We start from the raw sequence: 16,326 nt of genomic DNA on the forward strand, positions 1-16,326 counted from the left end.
ATGCGTAACCTCGATCTGGAACAGTTGATCAATAACGAGCTGAACACCGCGGCCTTTCAGGATTACGGTCCGAATGGCCTGCAGGTGGAAGGGCGGCCGCATGTGCAGCGTATCGTCACCGGTGTGACCGCCTGTCAGGCACTGCTGGATGCCGCAGTGGAGCACCAGGCGGACGCCATTGTGGTGCATCACGGTTATTTCTGGAAAAACGAAGCGCCCTCGGTGCGTGGTATGAAGCGTAACCGGCTGAAAACGCTGCTGAGCAATGACATCAACCTGTACGCTTATCACCTGCCGCTGGATGCGCATCCGGTGCTGGGTAACAACGCACAGTTGGCGCATCTGCTGGGCATTCGGGTGGTTGGCGAAGTGGAGCCGTTGGTGCCGCACGGTGAATTCGAGCAGCCGCTGACCGGCGTTGAACTGCAACAGCGCATCGAGAGCCGTCTGGGCCGTGCGGTGCTGCACTGTGGCGATAACGCACCGGCGCATATCCGCCGTGTGGCCTGGTGTACCGGCGGTGGTCAGGGCTTTATCGACAGCGCCGCACGCTTTGGCGTAGATGCCTTTATCAGCGGTGAGGTCTCTGAGCAAACTATTCACAGCGCGCGGGAAATGGGCATTCACTTCTTCGCTGCCGGCCACCACGCCACCGAGCGCGGTGGCGTCAAAGCGCTCGGTGAATGGCTGGCCCATCATCATGGCTTTGATGTGACCTTTATCGATATCCCCAATCCCGCCTGATTTTCCTCCCCAGGATCCAGCCCGGTTTTTACCGTGGCTGAATCCTTTTAATAGCCTAATCCCTTATTTTATCAAAGGTTGTTCTATTGACAGCCAGCGCGCTGTCACGCATAACAGATGGGTTTTGAAAATAATAAAAGATGACGGGGATAAGGGGAAAAGGGTGCAACGAGCACGATGTTACTTATTAGGTGAAAGAGCGGTAGTGCTTGAACTGTCGCCACCGGTGACGCTGCCAAGTCAGCAGCGGATCTGGGCGCTGGCCGAAAAACTGAATCATCATCCCGATGTGCGTGAAGTGATACCGGGCATGAACAATCTTACGCTGCTGCTGAATACGCCGCAGGCCGACGCGCAAGCGATGCTGGCGCTGTTGCAACAGGGGTGGGACAGCAAGGAAAGTCTGATACCAGAATCGCGTCAGGTGGATATTCCGGTGATCTATGGCGGTCAGGATGGCCCCGACCTGGATGAAGTGGCCCGCCACACCGGCATGACGCCGCAGCAGGTGGTGGAATGTCACTCCTCAGCGGCCTACGTGGTCTATTTCCTTGGCTTTCAGCCCGGTTTTTCTTATATGGGCGGCATGCCGGAAAAGTTGGCGACGCCGCGCCGCGCCGAACCGCGCCTATCCGTGGCGGCAGGCTCCGTCGGCATCGGTGGCAGCCAAACCGGGATTTATCCATTGAACACCCCCGGTGGCTGGCAGTTGATTGGCCGTACTCCGCTGGCACTGTTTAATCCTTATGAAATGCCGCCAACCTTGCTGCGCCCCGGCGATAGCGTGCGGTTTGTGCCGCAGAAGGAGGGGGTATGCTGAAGATCTTGCGTGCGGGCATCTACACCACGGTGCAGGATCTGGGCCGTAACGGTTTCCGTCGTCTGGGCGTTAGCCAGGGCGGGGCGCTCGACGAACCTGCGCTGAGGATCGCCAACCTGCTGGTGGGCAATGACGCCCATGCTGCCGGGCTGGAAATCACCCTTGGGCAATTTAGCGCCGAATTTACTCAGCCAGGCTGGATCGCTCTGACCGGGGCCGGTTGCGATGCGCAATTGGACGGCAAACCACTGTGGACCGGCTGGCGTTATCCGGTTAATTCGGGCCAACAGCTGATACTGAAAACGCCAAAACGCGGTATGCGCACCTATCTGGCGATCGGCGGGGGCATCGCGGTACCGGAAATGCTCGGTTCGCGCAGCACCGATAACAAAGCCGCCTTTGGTGGGCTGGAAGGGCGCAACCTGCGCGATGGCGACAGCCTGCCGCTGGGGCAAGGCCATTCATTGCCACTGCAGAGCACCGGCGTGAAGCAACCGCTGTTCAACAACCGTATCCGGGCGTTACCGGGGCCGGAATATGATGAATTCAGCGAAGAGGCTAAAGAGGCTTTCTGGCGCACCGCCTGGCAACTGAGCCCGCAGAGTAACCGCATGGGTTATCGTCTGCACGGCAGCCATGCGCTGAGCCGCACCACTGACCGCGAAATGCTGTCGCACGGCCTGTTACCGGGGGTGGTACAGGTACCGCACAACGGCCAGCCAATCGTGCTGATGGCGGATGCGCAGACGACCGGTGGTTACCCGCGCATTGCCTGCGTGATCGAAGCCGATCTTTACCACCTGGCGCAGATCCGTCTGGGTGAGGCCATCCACTTTGTTCCCTGTACTTTGGCCGAGGCACAACGCGCCAGGGTCGAACAGGAGCACTTTATTCAACAGATTGCCTGGGGGTTAAATGATCGTTGATTTGAACGCCGATCTCGGCGAGGGCTGCGCCAACGATCAGGCGCTGCTGCAACTGGTCAGCTCGGCCAATATCGCCTGCGGTTTTCACGCCGGTGATGCGCAAACCATGCGTCAATCGGTGCGTTGGGCGCTGGAATACGGTGTAGCCATTGGCGCGCACCCGAGTTTTCCCGATCGCGAGAACTTTGGCCGCACCCGCATGCAGCTGCCGGCGGAAACGGTTTACGCGCAGGTGGTGTATCAGCTTGGTGCGCTGGCGGCGATCGCCCGTGCTGAAGGCGGGGTGATGGTTCACGTCAAACCGCACGGCATGCTGTACAACCAGGCGGCGGTAGAACCGGAACTGGCGGAAGCCATCGCCCGGGCGGTTAAAGCAGTCGATCCGACCTTGCGGCTGGTGGGGCTGGCAGGTAGCGAGTTGATCCGCGCCGGTGAAAAACAGGGGCTGGTGACGCGGCAGGAAGTGTTCGCCGATCGCGGTTACCAGGCCAACGGCACCTTGGTCCCTCGTGGTCAGCCAGGGGCACTGATTACCAGCGATGAACTGGCGCTGGCACAAACGCTGGAAATGGTACGTCACCATCGGGTTCGCACCCTGGATGGCACCTGGGCCGCCGTTCAGGCTGAAACCGTCTGCCTGCACGGCGACGGTGAACACGCGCTGGAATATGCGCGCACGCTGCGCGAACGTTTTGCCCTGGAAGGCATCAGCGTCAGCGCAGAATAAAAATAATTAAATACGTACAACACAAACACACAACACAAACTATTAGAAATTACCGAGGGAATACTATGGAACAGGCCGTTAACTTATGGCCACTGATTGGTATAGCTGCCATCGTGGTTGGATTTGTTTTACGCTTTAACCCAGTACTGGTAGTGATTGCCGCCGGCATTATCACTGGTCTGGCGGCGCTGATGCCGCTGGATGTGATCCTGGAAAAACTGGGCGAAGGCTTCCTCAATACCCGTAACCTGCCGCTGATCCTGTTGCTGCCATTGGCGGTGATCGGCCTGCTGGAACGTCACGGTCTGAAAGAACGCGCACAGGCGTGGATCGCCAAGATCAAAAGTGCCACCGCCGGACGTTTGCTGATCGTCTATCTGTTCGTGCGTGAAATTACCGCCGCCATGGGGCTGACCAGCCTGGGCGGTCACCCGCAAATGGTGCGTCCACTGCTGGCGCCGATGGCTGAAGGGGCGGCGGAAAACCGTTACGGCGAGCTGCCGGAGCGTACGCGTCACCGTCTGCGTGCCATGTCTGCCGCTACGGATAACGTCGGCTTGTTCTTTGGTGAAGATATCTTTGTTGCCTTCGGCGCAATCATCTTCATGCACAACTTTATGCTGGAATCCGGCGGCATCCAGACCGAGCCGTTGCATATCGCCTTATGGGGCATTCCTACCGCCATCTTTGCCTTCCTGATCCATGCGTTCCGGCTTTACCGGATGGATAAACAGCTCAGCGCTGAACTGTCGCAGCTCAACCAGGCGGCGCTGCAGGCCAAAGGAGATGCCCAATGACTTTCCAACAACAATATCTCTACTGGCTGGCCGGCGTAGTACTGCTGATCGTGGCGGTGATGTCATTCCGCGATCGTGCCAACCCGCGCCGCGTCACCACTGGCCTGTTCTGGGCACTGTACGGCCTGGTGTTTCTGGTCGGCGACTGGACCTATAGCCTGTTGGGCGACGTGCTGGGTGAAGGCAGCAACGAGAAACGCATGCTGCACATTATTGTCGGCGTGGTAGTGGTGATCATGGCGTTGATCGCCGGTTTCGGCGGTGTGCGTTTGGGCAGCTATCACCAACGTACCCCGCAGCAGCGCGAAGAGAGCGCCAAACGTCTGGGCAACCGGCTGTTTATCCCGGCGCTGGCAATCCCGGTGGTGACGGTGGTGGGCGTGCTGTTGTTCAATAATATTCCGGCGCTGCAAACTGCGGTCTTCGGCAGCGGCAACCATGCCACCTTGATTACTCTGTTCTCGATGACCGCCGGTTGTTTGCTTGGCCTGGTTATCGCAGTAAAAATGACCCATGAAAAAGCGTTGCAGCCGATCCAGGAAGCGCGTCGCCTGCTGGATTCCATCGGCTGGGCGTTTATTTTGCCGCAAATCCTCGCCACGCTGGGCCTGCTGTTTACCACTGCTGGTGTCGGTACGGCAATTTCTCATCTGACCCAGGAGTATCTGGCCGTCGATAACCGCTTTATCGCAGTGGCGGTTTATGCCATCGGCATGGCGCTGTTGACCATGATTATGGGCAACGCCTTTGCGGCTTTCCCGATTGTCACCGCCGGTATCGGCATCCCGATCCTGGTGTTGCAGCACGGCGGTAACCCGGCAGTGATGGCGGCTATCGGCATGTTTTCCGGCTATTGCGGCACGCTGATGACGCCAATGGCTGCTAACTTTAATATTGTACCGGCGGCGTTGCTGGAATTGCCGGACAAGAATGCGGTGATCAAGGCACAGATCCCGACCGGGGTGCTGTTACTGTTGGTCAACGTATTCCTGCTTTATTTCCTGATGTTCCTGTAAGGAGAACGCATGCAAAAGGTATTGATCACGGGCTTTGAGCCCTTTGGCGGCGAACGCGTTAATCCTTCGTGGGAAGTGGTCAAGCAACTCAATGATATGGAGCTGGCCGGTGCGCGCATCATTGCTCGTCAGTTGCCTTGTGTGTTTGGCGCAGCGCTGGAAGCATTGAATACGGCGATTGATGAAGTGCAGCCGGTGATGGTGCTGGCTATCGGCCAGGCCGGTGGGCGTACCGACATCACCCTCGAACGGGTGGCGATCAACGTCGATGATGCACGAATTCCCGATAATCAGGGGCAACAGCCGATTGACGAACCTATCGTTGAAAGCGGACCGGCAGCCTATTTCAGCACGCTGCCGATCAAGGCGATGGTGGGCTCGATGCGTGAAGCGGGCATCCCCGCCTCGGTATCGCAAACGGCCGGCACCTATGTCTGCAACCACGTGATGTACGGTTTGTTGCACCGTTTAAGCGACCAGCAGGCAATCAAGGGCGGGTTTATTCATATCCCTTATCTGCCGGAACAGGCTGCCGCTCACCCGGGCGCGCCAAGCATGGCGGCGACCACGGTGTTGTTTGCATTGGAGCTGGCGATTTCCATTGCGCTGCAGGTTGAACACGATCTGAAGGTCGTCGGCGGTGCGACGCATTAACCGCAGTTACACCCCCGGTGTGCTTTGCTGCACCGGGGTCCACTCAGGAGTTTTCATATGCCGGAAGGACCGGAAATTCGCCGGGCGGCGGATGCACTGGCGGCGGCGGTGATCGACCAGCCACTGACCGAAGTCGGTTTTGCCTTTCCCCAGCTTAAACACTATCGCGACCGGTTAATCGGTGAGCGTATTATCGCTATTGAGCCGCGCGGTAAGGCACTATTGACCCACTTTTCCAACGGACTGACGCTGTATAGCCATAACCAATTGTATGGCGTGTGGAAGGTGGTGAAAGCGGGGGAGACGCCGGAAACCAAGCGGGATCTGCGTGTGCGACTGGAAACGGCGGAGCGGGCGATTTTGCTGTACAGCGCCTCGGAGATTACCGTCGGGCCGCGTGAAGAAATTGAACAGCACCCGTTCCTACAGCGTATCGGCCCCGACGTGCTGGATATGACGTTAACGACGACGGCGGTAGAACAGCGGCTGTTATCGCCGGCGTTTCGTCGTCGGCAATTGGGCGGCATGTTGCTCGATCAGGCGTTTCTTGCCGGGCTGGGCAATTATCTGCGGGCTGAAATTCTCTGGCAGGCTGAACTGGCACCTCAACACAAGCCACAGGATCTGGAACCCGATGTTTTACAACGGTTGGCAGAGGCGCTGCTGGCGGTGCCTCGTTTGTCTTACCAGACGCGCGGGCAGGTGGATGAAAACCGCCACCACGGCGCGTTGTTCAGTTTTAAGGTGTTCCATCGCAGTGGTGAACCCTGTGAGCGATGCGGTGCGATGATTGAGCGTACGACGCTGTCTTCACGACCCTTTTATTGGTGTCCGGGTTGTCAGAAATAGGTTATTCAATGTTTCCCTCACCCCGCCCCTCTTCCTGGGGATAGGGCAAAAAAAACGCCGTCCAAGGGGACGGCGTTTTGCTGCTTTATGTAGGGTAAAGCGGCGTTATTGGTTTTTCAGTTGGGACTTGAAGTCACGCTCGGCATAGCCGGTGTACAACTGACGCGGACGGGCAATCTTGATGCCTTCGTCATGCATTTCGTTCCAGTGCGCAATCCAGCCGATGGTACGGGCGATGGCAAAGATAACGGTGAACATGGAAGAAGGAATACCCATCGCCTTCAGGATGATGCCTGAGTAGAAGTCGACGTTCGGGTACAGTTTCTTCTCGATGAAATACGGGTCGTTCAGCGCGATGTGTTCCAGCTCCATCGCCACTTCCAACAGGTTGTCATCTTTCTTGTTCAGTTCTTTCAGCACTTCGTGACAGGTTTCACGCATCACGGTGGCGCGTGGGTCATAGTTCTTGTACACGCGGTGGCCGAAGCCCATCAGACGGAACGAGTCGTTCTTGTCTTTGGCGCGCTTGATGAACTCAGGGATGTGCTCAACGGTCTTGATCTCTTCCAGCATCTTCAGTGCGGCTTCGTTGGCGCCGCCGTGTGCCGGGCCCCACAGAGAAGCGATACCGGCAGCGATACAGGCAAACGGGTTAGCGCCTGAAGAGCCTGCGGTACGTACGGTAGAAGTGGAAGCATTTTGCTCGTGGTCTGCGTGCAGGATCAGGATGCGATCCATTGCGCGTTCCAGCACTGGGTTCACCACGTATTCTTCACACGGGGTGGCGAACATCATATGCAGGAAGTTACCGGCGTAGGACAGGTCGTTACGCGGATAAACGAACGGCTGACCCAGCGAATATTTGTAACACATGGCCGCCACGGTAGGCATTTTGGACAGCAGGCGGAACGCGGTGATCTCGCGGTGACGCTCGTTGTTGACGTCCAATGCATCGTGGTAGAACGCCGCCAGGGCGCCGGTCACACCGCACAGTACGGCCATTGGGTGTGAGTCACGACGGAAGCCACGGAACAGATGGGTGATCTGGTCGTGGATCATGGTGTGACGGGTCACGGTAGTTTTGAAGGTTTCAAACTCTTCTGCGGTCGGGGTCTCGCCGTACAGCAGGATGTAGCACACTTCCAGATAGGAAGACTCTTTCGCCAACTGTTCGATCGGGAAGCCGCGGTGCAGCAGTACGCCTTTGTCACCGTCAATGAAGGTGATTTTGGATTCGCAGGAAGCGGTAGAGGTAAAGCCGGGATCAAACGTGAAATAACCTTTGGAGCCCAGGGCGCGGACATCAAGGACATCGGGGCCCAGTGTCGGGGTCAATACGCCCAGTTCGATTGGAGCTTCACCATCATTAATGGTTAGCGTCGCTTTCTTATCAGTCATTTACAGTCTCCTTTGCGCCTTATTTTAAAAACCTCTAACAACTGAAATACCTTAATTCTCCTCAGGTTGCCCGCAAAAAATGGAGCGGACGCTAACTCTGTGAGCGACTGCGCAAATGCGCGGGTAGGGTACAGAGTGCTAACCAGGCGAACGAGGCGGGTGACCAGTTGTTAACGATTCATCGGAATTCGTTATGTTCTGTTAATCTTACCTACGACGTGTTCGGGGGTGGTTGAACCTATCCCAATAGGTTGTTTTATATGCCTTATTTGTGCTTATCTGCGGCAATGTGCTGCAAATGTGACCGGCAAAAACCGCCATTGGGATAGGTTCTTTCAAATACACTGTTGCATATCTTGAACATCGGGGGAAGTGTATCTGCTGACCTATAGCGCATCATAGGGCCGTTTGTGCCCCTATATGTAATGGAATTGTTGATCTCTTGTCAAATCAGATAATTAATTTTGTGCCAATTGTGAAATCCGTGATCTAAATCACTGTTCGGGGGAAATGTTACCAAAGGGATTGTATGGGAATTGTAATCAGAATGTGATCCTCCTATACTGCCGCCAGGTCTCCGGGATACCCTGAAGTAGGAGCACCCAGCGTTATAACTACGCGCCGTTTAAGCACAGAGGATGTTGTTGTTTGAGCGCGTGACGTGTGAGGGTTTTGGCTCTTAACGCTGTCTGATCCCCGCCCAGGCCGGAGGAAGGAAAATAATAAGAGCTGTGTGGGCAAAAACGTGAAAAAACAAAGACCTGTCAACCTGGATCTGCAAACGATTCAGTTTCCCGTAACTGCGATAGCGTCCATCTTACACCGAGTCTCTGGCGTAATTACCTTCGTTGCCGTGGGTATCCTCCTCTGGCTGCTGGGCCTGTCACTCTCTTCCCAAGAGGGTTTCATGCAGGCTGCTGCCATCATGAATAGCTTCGTTGTCAAATTCATATTCTGGGGCATCCTCACTGCGCTGGCCTATCACATTTGCGGTGGCATTCGCCATTTGTTAATGGATTTTGGCTATATCGAAGAGAGTTTAGCCGCCGGTACCCGTTCTGCCCAGGTGGCGATCGGTCTGACCGTCGTGCTGTCAGTTCTGGCTGGAGTCCTCGTATGGTAAACAATGTTTCTGCATTAGGACGCAACGGCGTACACGATTGGTTGTTACTGCGTGCTTCCGCTATCGTCATCACCCTGTATGTTCTGTATATCCTGGGCTTCTTCGTCACGGCTCCGGATCTCACCTACGAAATCTGGCGTGGCTTCTTCGCCACCTCTATTACGAAAGTGTTCACGCTGCTGACGCTGCTGTCGATTCTGGCTCATGCCTGGATTGGTTTGTGGCAGGTGCTGACGGATTACGTCAAGCCGGTAGCGGTACGTCTGGTGTTGCAACTGGCGATCGTTGTCGTGTTGCTGGTCTATTTACTGTACGGAACAATCGTAGTGTGGGGTGCGTAAGATGAAACTGCCGGTCAGAGAGTTTGATGCTGTAGTTATCGGTGCAGGCGGCGCAGGTATGCGCGCGGCACTGCAAATTTCTCAAACGGGCTCTACCTGTGCCCTGTTGTCCAAAGTATTCCCGACCCGTTCCCATACCGTGTCTGCGCAGGGCGGCATTACCGTAGCCCTGGGTAATAACCACGAAGATAACTGGGAATGGCATATGTATGACACGGTGAAAGGTTCCGATTATATCGGTGACCAGGACGCCATTGAGTATATGTGTAAAACCGGCCCGGAAGCGGTTCTGGAGCTGGAGCACATGGGTCTGCCGTTCTCCCGTACCGAAGAAGGCCGCATCTATCAGCGCCCATTCGGCGGCCAGTCACTGAACTTCGGTGGCGAGCAGGCGGCACGTACCGCTGCGGCGGCTGACCGTACCGGTCACGCCCTGCTGCATACCCTGTATCAACAGAACCTGAAAAACCACACCACCATCTTCTCCGAGTGGTATGCGCTGGATCTGGTGAAAAACCAGGATGGCGCGGTGGTCGGCACCACGGCTATCTGCATCGAAACCGGTGAAGTGGTTTACTTCAAAGCCAAAGCTACCGTGCTGGCGACCGGCGGTGCAGGCCGTATTTATCAGTCCACCACCAACGCCCATATCAACACCGGTGACGGTGTCGGCATGGCGCTGCGCGCCGGCGTGCCGGTGCAGGACATGGAAATGTGGCAGTTCCACCCGACCGGTATCGCCGGTGCCGGGGTACTGGTAACTGAAGGCTGTCGTGGTGAAGGCGGTTACCTGCTGAATAAACACGGTGAGCGTTTCATGGAGCGCTATGCGCCGAACGCCAAAGACCTGGCGGGCCGTGATGTGGTCGCCCGTTCGATCATGATTGAAATCCGCGAAGGCCGCGGCTGTGACGGTCCGTGGGGCCCACACGTCAAGCTGAAGCTGGATCACCTGGGTAAAGAGGTGCTGGAATCCCGCCTGCCGGGCATTCTGGAACTGTCGCGCACCTTCGCACACGTCGATCCAGTCAAAGAACCTATCCCGGTTATCCCAACCTGCCACTACATGATGGGCGGTATTCCGACCAAAGTGACCGGTCAGGCGTTGACGGTGAACGAGAAAGGCGAAGACGTAGTGATCCCGGGGCTGTTTGCCGTAGGCGAAATTGCCTGCGTATCGGTACACGGCGCCAACCGTCTGGGCGGCAACTCGCTGCTGGACCTGGTGGTGTTTGGCCGTGCCGCCGGCATGCATCTGCACGAATCTCTGGCAGAGCAGGGCGAAAGCCGTGATGCCAGCGAATCCGATGTGGAAGCGTCGCTGGATCGTCTGAACCGCTGGAACAACACCCGTTCAGGTGAAGATCCGGTTGAAATCCGCAAGGCACTGCAAGCCTGTATGCAGCACAACTTCTCGGTATTCCGCGAAGGTGATGCGATGGCGAAAGGGCTGGAAGAGCTGAAAGAGATCCGTGAACGTCTGAAGAATGCACGTCTGGACGATACCTCCAGCGAATTCAACACCCAGCGCATCGAATGCCTGGAGTTGGATAACCTGATGGAGACCGCGTTTTCCACCGCCGTGTCGGCAAACTACCGTACCGAGAGCCGTGGCGCACACAGCCGCTTCGACTTCCCGGAACGTGATGATGCCAACTGGCTGTGTCACTCGCTGTATCAGCCGCAATCGGAAAGCATGACGCGTCGTGAAGTGAACATGCAACCGAAGCTGCGCCCGGCATTCCCGCCGAAAGTGCGTTCTTACTAATTGCGGAGATCGATTGATGAAACTCGAATTTTCAATTTATCGCTACAATCCGGATGTTGACGACGCTCCGCACATGCAGGACTACAGCCTGGAAGCGGAAGAAGGTCGCGACATGATGTTGCTGGATGCGTTGATCCAGCTGAAAGAAAAAGATCCAAGCCTGTCGTTCCGTCGTTCCTGCCGTGAAGGCGTATGTGGTTCCGATGGGATCAACATGAACGGTAAAAACGGCCTGGCCTGCATCACTCCGGTGTCGTCGCTGACCAAAGGCAACAAAAAGATTGTGATCCGTCCGTTGCCGGGCTTGCCGGTGGTGCGCGATCTGGTGGTTGATATGGGTCAGTTCTATACCCAGTATGAAAAGATCAAGCCATTCCTGCAGAACGACGGCAAGAACCCGCCGGCGCGTGAGCACCTGCAATCGCCGGAAGAGCGTGCCAAGCTGGATGGTCTGTACGAGTGCATTTTATGCGCTTGTTGTTCGACCTCTTGCCCGTCATTCTGGTGGAACCCTGACAAGTTCATCGGCCCGGCTGGCCTGTTGGCGGCGTACCGCTTCCTGATTGACAGCCGTGACACGGAAACTGAAGAACGTTTAGACGATCTGGACGACGCTTTCAGTGTTTTCCGCTGCCATAGCATTATGAATTGTGTCAGTGTATGTCCTAAGGGCTTGAATCCGACGCGTGCAATCGGTCATATCAAGTCTATGCTGCTGCAACGCGGGGCATAAGTGGAATGAGATGCTGCGCCGGGCAGTTTCCGGCGCACATCACAAAGGAGGGAACCTCTAAAAACTGACCCGCGGCTGCGGCACTAAGCAGCCTGGTTCGCCCGCCGGTTTTTAGAGGTTCCTTGTAAGGGACCGCAAGGTCCATAGCAGAACGTACCGAGCTTTTATGGCTATAAGGTACGTCGCGTTTCTACGGCAAACCGTATCCATCACGGTAATTATGTTAACCACGGCGAAAACTAAAGCTTCAAAGCTTAAGGGATCATGATGCAGAACGGCGCAATGAAGGCCTGGCTGGATTCCTCCTATCTGGCGGGCGCGAACCAGTCTTACATAGAACAGCTCTATGAAGACTTCTTAACCGATCCGGGCTCCGTTGAAGATAGCTGGCGTTCCATTTTTCAACAGCTACCAACCGCGGGTGTAAAACCCGATCAGCTTCACTCTCAAACGCGTGACTACTTCCGCCGCCTGGCGAAAGACTCTGCGCGTTACAACACCACCATCAACGATCCAGACACCGACGCCAAACAGGTCAAGGTACTGCAGCTGATTAACGCCTTCCGTTTCCGCGGACATCAGCATGCCAACCTCGATCCGCTCGGTCTGTGGCAGCGGGAGCAAGTTCCTGACCTTGAACCTGCCTACCACAATCTGACCGACGCCGACTTCCAGGAAACCTTCAACGTGGGTTCTTTCGCCATCGGCAAAGAAACCATGAAGCTGGGCGACCTGTACGCGGCGCTGAAACAGACCTACTGCGGCTCGATCGGCGCGGAATACATGCACATCACCAATACCGAAGAGAAACGCTGGATCCAGCAGCGTATCGAATCGGTGGTGGGGCACGCCAGCTTTACCAATGACGAGAAACGCCGTTTCCTGAACGAGCTGACCGCAGCGGAAGGCTTGGAACGCTACCTTGGTGCTAAATTCCCAGGGGCGAAACGCTTCTCGCTGGAAGGCGGCGATGCGTTGGTGCCAATGCTGAAAGAGATGGTGCGCCACGCCGGTAAGAACGGCACGCGTGAAGTGGTGTTGGGCATGGCCCACCGCGGCCGTCTGAACGTGTTGATCAACGTGCTGGGTAAAAAACCTGCCGACCTGTTCGACGAGTTTGCCGGCAAGCATAAAGAACACCTCGGCACCGGTGACGTGAAATATCACCAGGGCTTCTCCTCCGACGTAGAAACCGAAGGCGGCATGGTTCACCTGGCGCTGGCGTTTAACCCGTCGCACCTGGAGATCGTCAGCCCGGTGGTTATGGGTTCTGTACGTGCCCGTCGCGATCGTCTGGACGAAGCGCGCAGCAACATGGTACTGCCAATCACCATCCACGGTGACGCCGCCATTACCGGCCAGGGCGTGGTTCAGGAAACCCTGAACATGTCGCAGGCTCGCGGTTACGAAGTGGGTGGTACGGTACGTATCGTGATCAACAACCAGGTTGGTTTCACCACCTCCAACCCGTTGGATGCGCGTTCTACCGAATACTGTACTGACATCGCCAAGATGGTGCAGTCGCCGATCTTCCACGTCAATGCTGACGATCCGGAAGCGGTGGCCTTTGTGACCCGTCTGGCGTTGGATTTCCGTAACACCTTCAAACGTGACGTGATGATCGATCTGGTCTGCTATCGTCGTCATGGGCATAACGAGGCCGATGAGCCAAGTGCAACCCAGCCGGTGATGTACCAGAAGATCAAAAAACACCCGACGCCGCGCAAACTTTATGCTGACGTTCTGACCGAACAAAAAGTCGCCAGCCTGGAAGATGCCACGGAAATGGTCAACCTGTACCGTGATGCGCTCGACCGCGGCGAATGCGTGGTTGAAGAATGGCGTCCGATGAACCTGCATACCTTTACCTGGTCGCCGTACCTTAACCACGAGTGGGACGAAGAGTACCCAAGCAAGGTTGAGATGAAGCGCCTGCAGGAACTGGCTCGTCGCATCAGCACTGCGCCGGAAGCGATCGAAATGCAGTCACGCGTAGCGAAAATCTACGGTGACCGCGCAGAGATGGCTGCAGGCAACAAAGCATTTGACTGGGGCGCAGCGGAAACGCTGGCTTACGCCACTCTGGTTGATGAAGGCATTCCGATTCGTCTGTCCGGTGAAGATGCCGGTCGCGGCACCTTCTTCCACCGTCATGCGGTGGTGCACAACCAGAAAAACGGTTCGGTCTACGTACCCTTGGCCAATGTCCACAGCGGGCAGGGCGAGTTCAAAGTTTGGGACTCCGTGCTGTCTGAAGAAGCCGTACTGGCGTTCGAATATGGCTACGCCACCGCAGAACCTCGCACCCTGACCATCTGGGAAGCGCAGTTCGGTGACTTCGCTAACGGCGCTCAGGTGGTGATCGACCAGTTCATCAGCTCCGGCGAGCAGAAATGGGGCCGTATGTGTGGCCTGGTGATGCTGCTGCCGCACGGTTACGAAGGTCAGGGCCCAGAGCACTCCTCTGCGCGTCTGGAACGTTACCTGCAGCTGTGTGCTGAGCAGAATATGCAGGTGTGCATCCCGTCTACCCCGGCACAGGTTTACCACATGCTGCGTCGTCAGGCGCTGCGCGGTATGCGCCGTCCGTTGGTGGTGATGTCACCGAAATCTCTGCTGCGTCATCCGCTGGCGACCTCTTCGCTCGACGAACTGGCTAACGGCACCTTTATGCCGGCGATTGGCGAGATCGACGATCTGGATCCGAAAGCGGTTAAACGCGTGGTGATGTGCTCCGGTAAGGTCTATTTCGATCTGCTGGAACAACGCCGCAAGAACGACCAGAAAGACGTGGCCATCATCCGTATTGAGCAGCTGTACCCGTTCCCGCATCAGGCCCTTCAGGCGGTGCTGGAGAAGTATGCTCACGTGCATGATTTCGTCTGGTGTCAGGAAGAGCCGCTGAACCAGGGTGCCTGGTACTGCAGCCAACACAACTTCCGTGAAGTGGTGCCGTTCGGGGCTTCTTTACGTTACGCCGGACGTCCAGCCTCTGCCTCACCGGCAGTCGGTTATATGTCCGTACACCAGAAGCAGCAACAGGCTCTGGTTAATGACGCGCTGAATATTGTTAAAGATTAAGGGAAAGCTAAATGAGTAGCGTAGATATTCTGGTTCCTGACCTTCCTGAATCGGTTGCCGATGCGACCGTAGCCACCTGGCACAAGAAACCAGGTGACAGCGTCCAGCGTGACGAAGTTCTGGTTGAAATCGAAACTGACAAAGTTGTGCTGGAAGTCCCGGCCAGCGAAGCAGGCATTCTTGATGCGATCCTGGAAGAAGAGGGCGCAACCGTGCTTTCTCGCCAGCTCCTCGGCCGTATTCGTCCGGGCGACAGCTCCGGCAAGCCGACTCAAGAGAAAAGTCAGGCTAAAGAATCCACTCCGGCCCAGCGTGCTACCGCCAGCCTGGAAGAAGAGAGCAACGACGCACTCAGCCCGGCTATCCGCCGCCTGATTGCCGAACACGATCTCGATGCTGCCGCCATTAAAGGCAGCGGTGTGGGTGGTCGTATCACTCGCGAAGACGTGGAAGCGCACCTGGCGAACGGCAAAAAAGCCGATAAGCCTGCTGCTGCTGCCGTTGAAGCCGCACCGCAGCCCGCTCTGGGCGGTCGCAGTGAAAAACGCGTCCCTATGACCCGTCTGCGCAAGCGCGTAGCCGAGCGCCTGTTGGAAGCGAAGAACAGCACTGCGATGCTGACCACCTTCAACGAAATCAACATGCAGCCGATCATGGACCTGCGCAAGCAGTACGGTGAAGCCTTCGAAAAACGCCACGGTGTTCGTCTGGGCTTTATGTCCTTCTACATCAAAGCGGTAGTTGAAGCGCTGAAACGCTTCCCGGAAGTGAACGCGTCTATCGACGGCACCGACGTGGTGTACCACAACTACTTCGATATCAGCATTGCGGTTTCTACTCCACGTGGCCTGGTAACCCCGGTTCTGCGTGATGTAGACAGCATGGGCATGGCAGATATCGAGAAGAAAATCAAAGAGCTGGCAGTCAAAGGCCGTGACGGCAAATTGACTGTGGAAGAGCTGACCGGCGGTAACTTCACCATTACCAACGGCGGCGTATTCGGTTCACTGATGTCTACTCCGATCATCAACCCACCGCAAAGCGCCATCCTGGGCATGCACGCCATTAAAGATCGCCCAATGGCGGTGAAAGGCCAGGTTGTGATCTTGCCGATGATGTATCTGGCTCTGTCTTACGATCACCGCCTGATCGACGGTAAAGAATCCGTCAGTTACCTGGTGACGGTAAAAGATATGTTGGAAGATCCAACTCGTCTGCTGCTGGACGTATAACCCTGATGGGCGCGGTACGCCGCGCCCACACTCTGTGCTATGTGGCCGACTAAAGTCATGCGGTTTTCCGCCAAAATGGCTCGGCTAAAACCTTCAGAACTGAATGGATAGAACATC

Annotated in this window: 15 protein-coding genes; 14 read left to right on the forward strand and 1 reads right to left on the reverse strand. The window is 56.4% G+C overall.

What is annotated here, in order from left to right:
• The 8 genes from NHG65_RS06115 to nei all read left to right on the forward strand — a co-directional run bounded on the left by NHG65_RS06115 (nucleotide 1) and on the right by nei (nucleotide 6,533).
• Nucleotides 1-744 (forward strand): type 2 GTP cyclohydrolase I, encoded by a 744-nt coding sequence (locus tag NHG65_RS06115; protein ID WP_219015602.1) that lies wholly within the window; start codon nucleotides 1-3, stop codon nucleotides 742-744.
• Between the two features lie 163 nt (nucleotides 745-907).
• Nucleotides 908-1,564 carry a 5-oxoprolinase subunit PxpB gene (pxpB, locus tag NHG65_RS06120; protein ID WP_261415512.1) on the forward strand — a complete coding sequence of 219 codons (657 nt, stop codon included), beginning with the start codon at nucleotides 908-910 and terminating at the stop codon, nucleotides 1,562-1,564.
• Nucleotides 1,558-2,490: a 5-oxoprolinase subunit PxpC gene (gene pxpC, locus NHG65_RS06125; RefSeq protein ID WP_085115606.1), complete on the forward strand. Its 933-nt coding sequence runs from the start codon at nucleotides 1,558-1,560 to the stop codon at nucleotides 2,488-2,490. The genes pxpB and pxpC overlap by 7 nt, the downstream gene beginning before the upstream one ends.
• Entirely contained in the window at nucleotides 2,480-3,217 is a 738-nt protein-coding gene (pxpA, locus tag NHG65_RS06130) for a 5-oxoprolinase subunit PxpA (RefSeq protein ID WP_207976096.1), read from the forward strand. The genes pxpC and pxpA overlap by 11 nt, the downstream gene beginning before the upstream one ends.
• A 65-nt stretch (nucleotides 3,218-3,282) precedes the next feature.
• Nucleotides 3,283-4,014, forward strand: a complete 732-nt coding sequence (locus tag NHG65_RS06135) for a DUF969 domain-containing protein (protein ID WP_099065129.1) — start codon at nucleotides 3,283-3,285, stop codon at nucleotides 4,012-4,014.
• Complete coding sequence (locus NHG65_RS06140; RefSeq protein ID WP_099065130.1) at nucleotides 4,011-5,030, forward strand: DUF979 domain-containing protein; 1,020 nt, start codon at nucleotides 4,011-4,013, stop codon at nucleotides 5,028-5,030. The genes NHG65_RS06135 and NHG65_RS06140 overlap by 4 nt, the downstream gene beginning before the upstream one ends.
• Before the next feature lie 9 nt (nucleotides 5,031-5,039).
• Entirely contained in the window at nucleotides 5,040-5,684 is a 645-nt protein-coding gene (gene pcp, locus NHG65_RS06145) for a pyroglutamyl-peptidase I (protein ID WP_207976094.1), read from the forward strand.
• Nucleotides 5,685-5,741: 57 nt separating this feature from the next.
• Nucleotides 5,742-6,533: an endonuclease VIII gene (gene nei / locus NHG65_RS06150; protein ID WP_085115610.1), complete on the forward strand. Its 792-nt coding sequence runs from the start codon at nucleotides 5,742-5,744 to the stop codon at nucleotides 6,531-6,533.
• Nucleotides 6,534-6,638: 105 nt separating this feature from the next.
• Here the strand turns inward: nei and NHG65_RS06155 are convergent, their stop codons facing one another.
• The gene (locus tag NHG65_RS06155; protein WP_085115611.1) at nucleotides 6,639-7,931 is read right to left on the reverse strand and encodes a citrate synthase; all 1,293 of its coding nucleotides are present in this window, start codon (nucleotides 7,929-7,931) and stop codon (nucleotides 6,639-6,641) included.
• 733 nt (nucleotides 7,932-8,664) lie between these two features.
• Here NHG65_RS06155 and sdhC point away from each other — a divergent pair.
• From sdhC to odhB, 6 genes are all read left to right on the forward strand, one after another.
• Entirely contained in the window at nucleotides 8,665-9,054 is a 390-nt protein-coding gene (gene sdhC, locus NHG65_RS06160) for a succinate dehydrogenase cytochrome b556 subunit (protein WP_004949747.1), read from the forward strand.
• Nucleotides 9,048-9,395, forward strand: coding sequence for a succinate dehydrogenase membrane anchor subunit (gene sdhD, locus NHG65_RS06165; protein ID WP_012005699.1), 348 nt, complete (start codon nucleotides 9,048-9,050; stop codon nucleotides 9,393-9,395). The genes sdhC and sdhD overlap by 7 nt, the downstream gene beginning before the upstream one ends.
• 1 nt (nucleotide 9,396) lies before the next feature.
• Complete coding sequence (gene sdhA, locus NHG65_RS06170; RefSeq protein WP_085115612.1) at nucleotides 9,397-11,163, forward strand: succinate dehydrogenase flavoprotein subunit; 1,767 nt, start codon at nucleotides 9,397-9,399, stop codon at nucleotides 11,161-11,163.
• Nucleotides 11,164-11,179: 16 nt separating this feature from the next.
• Entirely contained in the window at nucleotides 11,180-11,896 is a 717-nt protein-coding gene (locus NHG65_RS06175) for a succinate dehydrogenase iron-sulfur subunit (protein ID WP_012005701.1), read from the forward strand.
• A gap of 267 nt (nucleotides 11,897-12,163) precedes the next feature.
• Nucleotides 12,164-14,977: a 2-oxoglutarate dehydrogenase E1 component gene (gene sucA, locus NHG65_RS06180; protein ID WP_085115613.1), complete on the forward strand. Its 2,814-nt coding sequence runs from the start codon at nucleotides 12,164-12,166 to the stop codon at nucleotides 14,975-14,977.
• A gap of 11 nt (nucleotides 14,978-14,988) precedes the next feature.
• On the forward strand, nucleotides 14,989-16,209 hold the full coding sequence (gene odhB / locus NHG65_RS06185; protein WP_176979056.1) for a 2-oxoglutarate dehydrogenase complex dihydrolipoyllysine-residue succinyltransferase: 1,221 nt from the start codon (nucleotides 14,989-14,991) through the stop codon (nucleotides 16,207-16,209).
• Nucleotides 16,210-16,326 lie beyond the last annotated feature (117 nt).

Origin of the sequence: Serratia myotis (assembly GCF_027474885.1) — a bacterium.
GTDB classification, from domain to species: Bacteria; Pseudomonadota; Gammaproteobacteria; order Enterobacterales; family Enterobacteriaceae; genus Serratia; species Serratia proteamaculans.